Origin of the sequence: Nocardia sp. NPDC051463 (genome assembly GCF_040681975.1) — a bacterium.
Lineage (GTDB): Bacteria > Actinomycetota > Actinomycetes > Mycobacteriales > Mycobacteriaceae > Nocardia.
Genome location: NZ_JBFBAB010000058.1, coordinates 1 through 9,825 on the forward strand (window position 1 = coordinate 1; position 9,825 = coordinate 9,825).

General features: G+C 67.7%; 11 protein-coding genes. All 11 read left to right on the top strand.

Translation table 11 applies throughout. The features are described from left to right. Nucleotides 1-296 (top strand): hypothetical protein (locus tag AB0M74_RS34955; protein ID WP_366530590.1); only part of this gene is annotated, 296 nt, incomplete at its 5' end. Further along, the gene (locus AB0M74_RS34960) at nt 293-790 is read left to right on the top strand and encodes an RRQRL motif-containing zinc-binding protein (RefSeq protein ID WP_366530591.1); all 498 of its coding nucleotides are present in this window, start codon (nt 293-295) and stop codon (nt 788-790) included. The genes AB0M74_RS34955 and AB0M74_RS34960, both read left to right, overlap by 4 nt. Beyond that, nucleotides 787-1,533: a hypothetical protein gene (locus AB0M74_RS34965; RefSeq protein WP_366530592.1), complete on the top strand. Its 747-nt coding sequence runs from the start codon at nt 787-789 to the stop codon at nt 1,531-1,533. Before AB0M74_RS34960 ends, AB0M74_RS34965 begins: the two co-directional genes overlap by 4 nt. Before the next feature lie 2 nt (nt 1,534-1,535). Then, entirely contained in the window at nt 1,536-3,656 is a 2,121-nt protein-coding gene (locus AB0M74_RS34970) for a hypothetical protein (protein WP_366530593.1), read from the top strand. Between the two features lie 28 nt (nt 3,657-3,684). Continuing rightward, nucleotides 3,685-4,206 carry a hypothetical protein gene (locus AB0M74_RS34975; RefSeq protein ID WP_366530594.1) on the top strand — a complete coding sequence of 174 codons (522 nt, stop codon included), beginning with the start codon at nt 3,685-3,687 and terminating at the stop codon, nt 4,204-4,206. Between the two features lie 26 nt (nt 4,207-4,232). After that, on the top strand, nt 4,233-4,901 hold the full coding sequence (locus AB0M74_RS34980) for a hypothetical protein (RefSeq protein ID WP_366530595.1): 669 nt from the start codon (nt 4,233-4,235) through the stop codon (nt 4,899-4,901). Nucleotides 4,902-4,903: 2 nt separating this feature from the next. Continuing rightward, nucleotides 4,904-6,709 (top strand): hypothetical protein, encoded by a 1,806-nt coding sequence (locus AB0M74_RS34985; RefSeq protein ID WP_366530596.1) that lies wholly within the window; start codon nt 4,904-4,906, stop codon nt 6,707-6,709. 97 nt (nt 6,710-6,806) lie between these two features. Further along, nucleotides 6,807-7,478 carry a hypothetical protein gene (locus tag AB0M74_RS34990; RefSeq protein WP_366530597.1) on the top strand — a complete coding sequence of 224 codons (672 nt, stop codon included), beginning with the start codon at nt 6,807-6,809 and terminating at the stop codon, nt 7,476-7,478. After that, nucleotides 7,475-7,909 (top strand): hypothetical protein, encoded by a 435-nt coding sequence (locus AB0M74_RS34995; RefSeq protein WP_366530598.1) that lies wholly within the window; start codon nt 7,475-7,477, stop codon nt 7,907-7,909. Before AB0M74_RS34990 ends, AB0M74_RS34995 begins: the two co-directional genes overlap by 4 nt. Then, complete coding sequence (locus AB0M74_RS35000; protein ID WP_366530599.1) at nt 7,906-8,751, top strand: hypothetical protein; 846 nt, start codon at nt 7,906-7,908, stop codon at nt 8,749-8,751. The genes AB0M74_RS34995 and AB0M74_RS35000 overlap by 4 nt, the downstream gene beginning before the upstream one ends. Before the next feature lies 1 nt (nt 8,752). Further along, nucleotides 8,753-9,208 (top strand): hypothetical protein, encoded by a 456-nt coding sequence (locus AB0M74_RS35005; RefSeq protein WP_366530600.1) that lies wholly within the window; start codon nt 8,753-8,755, stop codon nt 9,206-9,208. The last annotated feature ends 617 nt before the right edge of the window (nt 9,209-9,825 follow it).

Below are 9,825 nucleotides of genomic sequence, written 5' to 3' on the forward strand. Positions count from 1 at the left end.
CCGCTGCGACGTCGCGGAGTCGGCCGGTGATCGGCGCGGTAGCTCGGACCGAGGCCGCGACCGTTCGCGGTCTGGGTTCGGTGTTTCGGATGTTGCCGCCGCAGGTGCGGCTGGCGTTGTTGGTGCTCGGGCTGCTGGCCGCGATGGTCGGGTGTTCGGCGGCGTGGATCGATCAGCAGTCCTATGTCCCGTCGCCGAATATCTGTGCGCCGACGCAGGTGCAGCGCACTGACTGCCAGCACGTGAATCGTGTTCCGGCGCAGTCGGTGCCGACTCCGGCGGGGTGGCAGCGATGAGCGCCCCGGCCGACGAGACCCGTCGCGTCGAGGGCGGGATCCCGGTCTACGACTGGCGTACCGCGCCTTCGCATCTGCGCACACGCCGCCAGCTGGCCGCGCAGGGTTTGCGCCCGAACGGCCAAGACATCGCGGGCAAGGTGCCATTCCAGCGCCGAGGCCGCGAGCAGGTCGCCCACCTGTACGACATCAATCTTGCCGCCGAGAAGCGGCAGGCGACGCCCGCGCAGCTGGTCGCTTTGGAGAAGGCGACTCGCGAGCACCAGCTGCGCGCGGCCGAGCGCCACGGCATCGATCGCACCGAGTTCGAACAGGCCACCGATCCGGGTCCGGGATGGGCCGATTCCACACCGCTGGTGCGTGAGCCGGTCTCAAGGCCTGCATTCGAGGGTCTGATCAACCGCAGTCATGACGCTCTCACCGACTACCGGCCCGGCAACGCCCTGGCCGATGCGATCGCGCGGAGCACCGACCGAGAGGGATACGACCGATGAAGCAACTGTCGCCGCGCGATATGACGGTGTTGACGATTCTGGCCGAAATGTATGGCGCGCCAATCGATGTGGTGGCCGTGATGTTGGGTGTCACCCGCGACCGCACCTACCGGGTCGTTCGTAAATGGACCGAGGCCGGAATGGTGTCGGATCTGCGCGTGACCCCGGTGCCGGGCTCGGCGTGGGTGTTCCCGACTCGGGCAGCCGGTGAGGCGCTGACCGGTCGGACCACGCGGGCGTGGATGCCGACACCGAAGATGGCCGCGCACGTGCGCACCACGCTGGAGCTGCGGTTGGCGCTGGTCGGCCTGGATCTGGACCGGTGGATCTCCGAGCGTGCGCTGCGGGCGGAGGTTCCGCCGACCCGGGCCGGGGTGGCGCGGCCTCATATCCATGACGGCCGCTACATCACCAATACCGGTGAGCTGCGCGCGGTCGAGATCGAGCTGTCCCCGAAGAACCTGGCTGCGGCCAAGTCCGCGATAGCGCAGTCGGTACAGGCGGCCCGAGCCGCGGACTGCGACGGCGTGACCTACTACTGCCGAGGCGCGGCGGTGAAGAACGTGATCCGCGCGGCGGCAGGCGGTTTGGACCTCTCGGACGGTCCCCGAGTGCGGTTGGTCGATGTGGACGAGGCACTGGCTACGTCGGTTCCGCGACCCGGGCTCCGGGTGATCGAGGGCGGAGCCTCTGATCACGAAATCCCCCAGGTCACAGACCCCAACGAAGGAAAGGCGGTCTGATCATGACCTGCAAACCTGTTCTGACACCGGCCGATTGCGCGCCGTACGCGCCGACCCCAGCGGCCACACCGGTCCCGACGCCGACCGAGTCACCGCGGATCGATGTCCATCCGACGATGCCGCCGATCGGGCTCAAGAACGACCCGCTGGGCTGGCTGCCGGATTTCTCGTCGTGGAGCTGGGACAGCGTCGGCGATGGTGCTCTGCTGGGTGCGGCGGTCCTGGTGACGGTCCTGATCGGCACGGTCGCGATCCTGGCGCCTGCCACTTTGTTGGGTTGGAAGCCGCAGCGGCTGCGGAACTGGCTGTTCGGCAGCGTGCTGGTGATGCCGGGTGCGGCGGCGTTGTGGGCGTGGGATGTGTTCGCGCCGGTCCGCCAGTTCAACGCCGCGGCAACCGAGTTCATCGCGGGTGAGTACGTCGGTGGGCTGCTCGGTATGGCCACGCTGACGATTCCGGCGGCGTGGCTGGTCGCGACCATCCTCCACACCCGCAAGCGCGTGCAGCTGGTGACGGTGGGGTTGGCGTCTCAGGCTCGCACCGAGCGGGCGTTGTGGGCGCAGGCCCAACGTGAGCAGCGTGCCGCGACCCGGTTGTCGCAGCGCCGGTTGCCCTTCACCACGGGCGGACTCAATCCGGAGTTGGTGATCGGGCGGTTGTCGACCGAGTGCGACCAGGCCCCGCCGCGCTCGCTGGTCCGGTCGCTGACCGGTCGCACCGAGACCCGGCTGATCCTGCCGTGGATCAACGTCGCCGAGCACATGAGCACCGTCGCATCCAGCGGTTCGGGCAAGACGACGCTGCTGAAGCGGGTACTTGTGTCGTGGTTCGTCACCACGTGGACGCGGCATCGGCAGTGGTGGCGGCTGGACCGTCCCGGCCGGCCGCTGGCGATCGTGGTCGACTGCAACGGCGGACCGGAATCGCGCAAGGTCGCGGCCGGTCTGCGGACGTGGTTCCGTGCGCTCGGTGTTCGTGAGGACCGTATCGGCGTCTTCCCCGACGACGTGTCGCTGAGCATGTGGCCGCGGAAGGACTTCGCGACCAAGAAGCCCGAGGTTCAGAAGGCGATCGTGGATGACCTGCGGTCGATCCTCTCGGCGATGATCTCCGGCGGCAGCACACCGACCACCGACACCGAGAAGTACTTCCACGAGATCCGCGAGACCCTGATCCACCTGATCGTGGACGCCCCGGCGCGGGTCGAGCTGATCGACGGTGTTCCGACGCCGATCGGACACAACCCGCCCCGGTCCTGGATCGAGTTCTTGTCGCGGTTCGACGTGGAGAAGCTGGCGCGGTTGTGGGGCGGCCCAGCCATGGCGAGGCCGTGGCCAGGCGTGCCGGGCATCGAGCTGGAGATCTCCTCCACCATCGACGGCAAACAGCCGGTCATGACCTCCGCCCGCGCCGAATTCGCGAACCTGTACCGGTCGTTGGGTGATGCGTTCGACGGCGACAAGTCGTTGACCGATTTCGACCTCATCTACATCGTGCTGGAAGGCGTGAAAACGCCTGATCGGGCCCGTGCTCAGTTCGGTGCATTGGGAACGATGTTCGAGCAGCTCGCCGACAAGGAGCACGGACGTACCGCGCTGATGGCGGTAGACGAGTTCAGTGCGGTTTCCGATGGCAAGACCCGCGCGGTGAAGTGGGTTGAGCGCCTGCGTAAGGCCGGTATCGGGTCGTGGTGGATCGCGCAGTCCTGGCAGGGCCTGGGCCACGACGACGACAACCGTGACGGTCTGGTCTCCGCCGCGTCGGGCGGTTCGCTGCTGATGCGGTCTCCGGATCCGGAGACGCTGTCGAAAAAGTACGGCACCCGCCCGAAGTTCGAGCTGTCTCGCAAGGTGGTCGCCGGTAATCACGACGGGGACGAGGGCAACGTCAAGCCTGGCGATCAGTTCCTGATTCCGCCGAACCGGTTGCGCGCCATGAAGAAGGGCGACGTGGTGCAGGTCTCCGGTGGCCGCGCCCGTTTCGGTCGGGTCTCACCCCTGGATGACGCCGAACTCAAGCGCCTGCGCCCGCTGCCGGGCCTGGACCGCTTCGCCGGCCCTGATCACGCCCAGGCCGACGCTTTGGCGCCGGTGATCGATCTGTCCAAGCGCCGCCCGGCGTAATCCGAACGACTGCAAGGAGATCCACATCATGGCTATGCCGAACCCGATCGACCCCGAAGACCACGGCGAGGAGCTGGGCGGCCGACCCGCCCCCGAGCAGACCCGCGAGCAGCGGATCCTCGAAGCCCTTACCGCGGATATGGAAGGCAGTGCGGCGGAGAAGCTGGCCGCGCAGCTGCTGGTGCCGGTCGTTCCTGATGGCGGCACCGTGGGCCGCACTGTCGCCCCGCACGTTTCCCGGATCACGAAAACCCGTGACGGGGTGCGGATCTGGGGACCGGCCGTCGTCACGACTGGTGGTGCGGTCGTTGCGGTGTCGGTGTTGCCGCTGCCCGGCCCGCTGGCGCTGTATGTGCTCGCACTGGCCGCGTTCGCGTGGTGGCACTGCGCCGGACGGCCCGGGGCGGGCGAGGCGGTGCGGATGCTCGTCTACGCCATCGCTGATGCCGGTTCCTGGATCCGCCGCCATGTCGAGGCGCTGGCCGCGCGCCGCGCCCGCTACGAGCACCGCCGCACCGCGCCGTCGAAGTCCATCGCCGAATCCGAGTAGTTCCAACCCTGAAGGAGAACTGAATCATGAACTATGCCAACCATTTTCGTACCGCCGCGATCGGTGTGATCGCAGGCGCGGTCACCGTCACCGGGTTCGTCCTTGTCGACGAACACGACCCGATCGGCATCATCCAGGACGCTATTGCGCGCCGTCGTCTCTCTCCGGCCGAGCGAGCCGAGTTCGACCGTCTCACCGCCACGAAAGCCGCCGTGGACAGGTCACGGCAGCGCGCCAAGGACAAGTACACCGCCGACCTGCGCGCGAAGTTCGCTCCCGCTCTTCTCGGCGGCAAGAACCCAGTGCACACGCTTGAAGAGTTGTCGGTACCGCAACTGCTTGCAGGGATCGAGCAGGCCGAGAACTCGGTGCGTGTCTACGGCGACCCATGGGCCGCGCCCGGCCCCGACCGCCGCAATGAGGCGCCTCGGTGGAGCGAGCACCTCGCCGCGCTGCTCAACGAGTTCGACGCCCGCATGGACTACACCGTGCGGTTCCGTCTGCCACGGCTGGATCTGCTGCGTCTCGAGGCCGCTGAGCGGCGCATTAAGGACGAGGCATACGGGGTGCTGCACCGCTTCCAATTCCAGTCCAGCCGCCCGGCACCGCCGCCATCGGATGGTCTCTATCCCGACTTCACCGGCCCCGACACCGTCGTCGCCGATTCCATCGACACCAGCAAGAAGGAGATCTGATCATGTCCGATCGCAGCGTCGAGGACGAACTCATCAGCGAGACACGCAAATTCGCGGCCTCGATATCGAGCACCATGCAGCGCTACACCCAAGCCTCCAACTGGCTGGAGCGCCGCAAGGTCCGCAAGGAAATCCAGCAAGCATGGCGCAAGGAGCTCAAGCAGCAGGCTCTGGACCGCACCCACCAGCTGACCTGGACGGCGCAGGGAATCGAGTCCTTCCGCCACCACTCGGCGGCAGTGTCGGCGCGCGCCGACGATCCGAGTGTCGATCACGACCGCCGACACCGTGACACCCAGGCGCTGGCGCGGCGGCGTAACGAGATGGCCGAACAGATCCTGCGCAATCCGCACCTGACCCAGGTCGAACAGGGCATCGCGTTGGACGGGCTGGACGCCGCGTCGGTGTTCCCGGAATTCGCGACCGGCAACCTGTTCGGCCGCGCGCACAAGGTCAAGGGCATCGAGGCGCTGCGGTATCGGGCGCAGGTCGCGCGGGTGCGGGAAGCCGCGGGCCTCGAAAGGCCGGCGGTTGTCGCCCAGCGTGTTCGCGCGGCGCAGGCCAGCACGTTCGGTGATCCAGAACGCAGCGGGCAACCGGGACGGGTCGCCGCCGAGCGGGCGGTGGGTGCGATGAGCTCGCCTGTTGAGCCGGTGACGCCGTCGCGGGCGAAGGCGGTTCAGGGTCTGCGCCGTGCCCAAATGGAATGGAACGCTCAATCGGAGGGAGCGACCGCGCAGGGGCGCGACTATCAGGCCGAAAAGTGGCGCGACGCCGCGCGTACCGCGGAACGGGCCGGTCTGACTCCCGCACAGATCGAGTCCGAGTTCGCCAACGCGGAGGCCAACAGCCGCTATGTCGCGCAGGTCTGGTCGTTGGATCACCCGGACGGGGCGTGGCGGCGCTCGTATTCGCATCATCCGAGCGAGGCCGACGCGGCTGCGTGGATGAATCAGCATGTGCGCGAATCGGCGTGGGCGCAGGGTGCGCAGCTGTTCGCCGATGTCCACGAACGCGGCAATCACGACGCGCCGCTGCGGACCGCGCGCGGAGGCCCCGAGCATGTCGCTGCTCGTGCCGCGATGTGGACCAGCACCGAGTCGCACGCCACGAACACGAGTACACGCGAAGCCGCCCCGACCGTCGATCGGGACCGCGAATTCTCGGCGCTCAAGGACCGGCATCGTCTGTCGATCCAGTACAACAACGCGCTGGTCGAACAGAATTCGAAGCTGGTGAAGCAGGCGGCGGCGGTGAGCATCGAGCGTGACCAGCTGCTCGCTCAGCGTGACGAGGCGGTGCGCAAGCTCGCTGAGCGCACACCGGCCGAGCAGCGGTACGGCAGCCCCGAACGTCAAGCCGCTCAAGCCCAAGCGGGCCAGAGCCAGCAGGCCGCAGACAGGGCCACGATGCCCCCCACGAGCGAGTCCTCACAGCGGCACGAACGGGTGAAGCGGGAGGCGGGGCAGCTGCTGGCCAAGTCGATGTTGTCCGCCGCCGATGACAAAGACTCGACGCTGGTACAGGGCAAGCTCCAAGACCTCGCGCAGCGCCACGGCGCTGACCGGCACGCCTACGCAAGCGAATTCACCAACTGGTGGGTGTATGAGGGCGGCGGTCGTTCGTATCAGCAGGAGAAGGCCGGCCGCGAGAGCGCCGCACGGACCACGACGGACGGGCCGGACTCGGGCCGCTCCGCTTCGAGCCGGTCCGCTCTCTCGGACTACCAGTCGGGCAATGCCCTGGCCGACGCGGTCGCGCGCAGCGCGGAGCGGAACGGGGCGGAGCGGAACGGGGCGGAGCGCTGAGCACCGACCCTGACATGACCATGCCGGGCGTGCGACCGCCCGGCATGGAGTGGCCCAGCCATCACCTCAACTACCAGATAGAGAAGGAGCCGAACCGATGACCGAGAATACCCGCACCGTACGCGCTGAGGACCTGCACGAAACCGAATCCGAGACCGAGCAGCGGATGCGATCGGATTTCATGCACGCATGGGCGAGCATCAACCGCGCGCCGCAGGACTACGACCCAGCCGATGAGGTGGACCACGCCGAGTACGCCAACCCCTGGCTCAGCGGTGACGCCCGGTGGATGAACGAGTGGATCTACCTGGAAGACGCGACGCTGCGCTACAGCGAGGACCGCGAGAGCGCGGTGGTGGTGGCCGCCGAGCTCCATGAGGCCGGTGAGCTGTCCCCGATCGAGCTGCGCAGCGAGCGGCAGGCCCACTACCTCGCCGAACACGGTATCGAGCGCAGTGAATCCGGTCTGCTGACCTCCCACTACGTGACCCGCGTGCTCGACCACGACGAATACCGCGATCCGAGCGTCGCCGTTTCCGATGTGGAGCGAGAGGTGTCCGCGCATTTCGAGTCCCGAACACCCGAACGCCAGGGGCACGGCGAGCGGGACATGCCGTGGGCGAATGCCGCCGAAGTAAGCACCAGCGCACCGGTTCCGGTGTCGTCGGGCTTCGCCGCCGCCCGCACCGCCGCACTCGCCGACTACCAGCCCGGCAACGCCCTGGCAGTAGCAATGGCAAACATCGAGCGGGACGGAGTGGAGCGGTGAACGCCCCGTCCGTCGAGGCGACGATGCCCGCCGTCGCCGCGGACTACGACGAGGTGACCGCGCGGCCGACGGCTCTGCGGTCACCGGTGCGGACGGTCTGCACGGCGGCGCCGGTGTCGCAGTCGGTGAGCGCGGTCCGGCCGCCGGCCGATGGTCTGAGCGTCGCCGAGTTGCAGGAGCGGTTGACCGCCGCGCATCAGCGCACCGCCGAACTGGAGGAGCAGCTGGCCGCCGTCACCGCGGACTGGGCCGCCGCCGAGCACCAGGTCGCGCAGATGGAAGACCGTAACCGGGAGCTTGCCAGCGACGTGGACAACGCCCTGGATCAGCTCGCCGGGCACGCCCTGCACGCCGAGCAGGAACGCCTGATCCGTACTCCGGCGTGGAGCCCCTGGCCCGCGTCTACCGACCGAGAGGGATACGACCGATGACCGAACATCTGTCGCAGTACGGCGACACCATGTCGCCGGAGATGGCCGCCGCGTCGCGTGCTGCCGCCGAAGTGTCGCCGCAGCCGGTGTCGGCGGGTTGGAATGTCGCCGAGGTTGTCGCCTTGCTGTCGCTTGCGGCGGTGATCATCGCGGCGTTCTCCTGGTCGGCGATCGCGCTGCACGGGGTGGCGATGATGTCCGGTATCCCAGACGGGTTGGCGTGGGGTGCCCCGGTCATCGTGGACGGGCCGATCATTCAAGCCGCTTTCTCGCTGGTCGCGTTGAACCGGCGCGCGAAGCTGGGGGTGAAGATCCCCGCCAGTACGCGCCGATTCTTCTGGGCCGAGCTTGCTGCCGCTGAGCTGGTGTCTTTGGTCGGAAACGGTGTTCACGCGTGGACAGCGGACGGGCTGAAGTTGCCTCAGCTGGCCGCGGCGGCGGTCGCGGGAGCGGCACCGGTCGCCGCGGTGGCTGTCACGCACGCTCTGACCGCGCTGCTGGAGGTTCCTCGCACTCCGGAGAGCGAGGCGACAGGTGCCGCCTATGTCGCGACAACCGGCGACGCCTACGCGACACCGCGCGACACCGGCGCGACACCTGTCGAGGTGGAGGCGACATCGGAGCAGCCCGACCCAACCACCGAGCGCGACATCGAAGTGTGGCGCATGCATAAGGCCGGCCTCTCCTACCGCGAGATCGCCCCGCTTGTCGGCCTGCACCACGGATCGGTCGGCCGGATCGTCGCCCGTCTCAAGGTCGAGCAAGAACCGGCCCTCACCCAGAACCTCCGCCTGGTCGCAGGCGGAACCACCACCCAACTCGCATTGCCAAGGAGTAACTGAAATGACAAACGCACTTACCGACCTGGACCAGATCAACGCCGAGCTGATGGGCCAGGGCGCCCGCAACCCCTTCGGCCGCGATGTCGAGATCGGCGCGACGGTCAGCGGCGAAATCGTCGCGGTCGTGCGCCGGCATCGCCACAACAGCCAGGGACAGCCGCTGTACTGGGTCAACCGCAAACCGATGGTCGCCCAGTCCGGAGACCCGGTCATCGACTCCCAGCTGATCCTCGAGGTCGAACCCGGTGACCGCCAGGACGACACCGACGACGGTCTGCGGTCGATCACCTTGGATCGCGACGTGCAGCGCGCTATCGCCGCGGGCGTACGCCGCTCCCGCGCTGGTGGTGTCGCGATCGGCGGGCGCCTGGAGGGTCTGCTGTATGCCGGTCCCGTCGAGGGTGGCGGTTACGGCCGCAACTACGACCTGAGCGCCTACACCCCGCCGACCACATAGATCGACCACCTACGGAAGCCCGGCCGAGAAATCGGCCGGGCTTCTTCGTGTCTTCGGCCTCTCGGCTGGCCTTCTCTCCCCGACTGTTCCCCCGGCCCCTTCCTCCGTAGGCAAAACGAGTCCGGAGCGGTGGTCGCTCAAGGGTGGCCGCCAGGCCATCGCCGAAGGCGACGCGACGCCAGGAGCGCCCTTGAACGACTGCCGATCCGGGCTCAAACTGTCCAGCCGAGGAAGGGCCGACCGCGTGGTGTCGGTAGTCGATCTTGGTGGTGGGTGGTTCGAGTTGGCGACACCGAAACTCCATCAAATGCATAGCCGATAGGTAGCCGACACGTAGCGCACGTGTCGGCTACCTATCGGCACTCTCCACCACCACCCCACCCATCCCCTGAGCTGCGGTTTCAGGCGGGATTTCTGCTCCCTCCCACCCCCACCCCCGTTCGACATCTCATACCCACTGCGTGTGCACGAGATGTCGAACGGGGGTGGGGGTGGGAGAAATCAGAAATCAAAAGATCAAAAGATGGGTGGGGTGGTGGTGGAGAGAAAAAGAAAAAGACTTGGGTTGCGTTGGGTGGGTATCGGTGGGTTTGTTGGTTGGTTGCGTAAGAGACGGG

Bases quoted from the DNA above. Each gene is read 5' to 3' on its own strand.
- AB0M74_RS34960 (WP_366530591.1), top strand. From the start codon at position 293: ATGAGCGCCCCGGCCGACGAGACCCGTCGCGTCGAGGGCGGGATCCCG.
- AB0M74_RS34965 (WP_366530592.1), top strand. From the start codon at position 787: ATGAAGCAACTGTCGCCGCGCGATATGACGGTGTTGACGATTCTGGCC.
- AB0M74_RS34970 (WP_366530593.1), top strand. From the start codon at position 1,536: ATGACCTGCAAACCTGTTCTGACACCGGCCGATTGCGCGCCGTACGCG.
- AB0M74_RS34975 (WP_366530594.1), top strand. From the start codon at position 3,685: ATGGCTATGCCGAACCCGATCGACCCCGAAGACCACGGCGAGGAGCTG.
- AB0M74_RS34980 (WP_366530595.1), top strand. From the start codon at position 4,233: ATGAACTATGCCAACCATTTTCGTACCGCCGCGATCGGTGTGATCGCA.
- AB0M74_RS34985 (WP_366530596.1), top strand. From the start codon at position 4,904: ATGTCCGATCGCAGCGTCGAGGACGAACTCATCAGCGAGACACGCAAA.
- AB0M74_RS34990 (WP_366530597.1), top strand. From the start codon at position 6,807: ATGACCGAGAATACCCGCACCGTACGCGCTGAGGACCTGCACGAAACC.
- AB0M74_RS35000 (WP_366530599.1), top strand. From the start codon at position 7,906: ATGACCGAACATCTGTCGCAGTACGGCGACACCATGTCGCCGGAGATG.
- AB0M74_RS35005 (WP_366530600.1), top strand. From the start codon at position 8,753: ATGACAAACGCACTTACCGACCTGGACCAGATCAACGCCGAGCTGATG.